The sequence below is a fragment of the Streptomyces sp. MBT65 genome (assembly GCF_016612545.1).
Lineage (GTDB): Bacteria > Actinomycetota > Actinomycetes > Streptomycetales > Streptomycetaceae > Streptomyces.
This window is the reverse complement of record NZ_JAENRY010000666.1, coordinates 1-906: the sequence shown is the minus strand read 5'-3', so window position 1 is coordinate 906 and position 906 is coordinate 1. Positions and strand designations below refer to the sequence as shown.

The 906-nt window shown below is 65.3% G+C and carries 1 protein-coding gene; it reads left to right on the top strand.

Annotated features, from left to right (window positions below; all coding sequences use genetic code 11):
• Positions 1–350 precede the first annotated feature (350 nt).
• Entirely contained in the window at positions 351–590 is a 240-nt protein-coding gene (locus JHN63_RS51435; RefSeq protein ID WP_200691996.1) for a hypothetical protein, read from the top strand.
• Positions 591–906 lie beyond the last annotated feature (316 nt).

Here is a 906-nt window from a genome sequence, read left to right as displayed (position 1 = left end):
GGGGTGTCTGTGCGTCCGCCGGAGACTCGGGCGGCCGCCGGTCCTTCGGAATGCGACGGGCCAGAACCGGGAGCGTGCAGGCCTCTTGGGCGCATTCACCGTTCCAGGTGACACGCCCTTTCGCCGCAACCGTCTCCGTGGTGTGGCCGTCTTTACATGTCCCCCGGACGCGGACATTCCCCTGTCCGGACCGGGCCTTTTCCGCCGTCATGAGCGGTAGTCTGATCGAACTGGGTCCAATACCGGAAGGTATGAGAATCAGTCGAGGGGGCGCGACGCCTCCTCACCAAACTCTCACCCCCACTGCCCCACTTCTCCACGAAGCGGCAGTGATTCCCACGGGAGGCTTTATGGCCGCAATTGCGCTGGTCACCGGATATGCGGAGCGTCTCAAGGCTGCGGCTGATGCCGTGGCGGAGGACAAGGAGCGCTGGAAGCTCTCCATCAAGCAGCGGAACGAGATCATCGCGGAAGCGGTCGACGCGGGCTATCCGCAGGCTGCCGCAGCGAAGTCGGCGAAGGTCTCGCAGCCTCACGTGGTGCGCGTGATGGCCGGAACGTACGACGACGTGGCTGACCTCGTCGCCTGATTCCCCGCGCTTATGCAGGTCAACGGCCCATTCCCCGGGGGGAAGTCGACACTTCCCCCCGCGCAATCGGTCGTTGAGCTCGCGGAAGACAGCCCACGTTGTACCCACACGTAAGCCCCTGAGCCCCCCTCAGCAGTCAGTGAGGGGGGCTCCGTTGTGCGCGGCCGCCCGTCGATACGTTCCGGTATCGGCCCCTCCTCAGCGACGATGCAGGCCACGGCGTCACCTACCGACCCTGGAGCCCCAATGGACCTGATCTCCCGCTCGAAGTGGAACGCGAAGCCGTCGAAGCACAGCCTTGTACCTGTGTCCGGAG

Excerpts from the sequence above, each read along its gene's own strand:
- JHN63_RS51435 (WP_200691996.1), top strand. The coding sequence starts at position 351 with ATGGCCGCAATTGCGCTGGTCACCGGATATGCGGAGCGTCTCAAGGCT.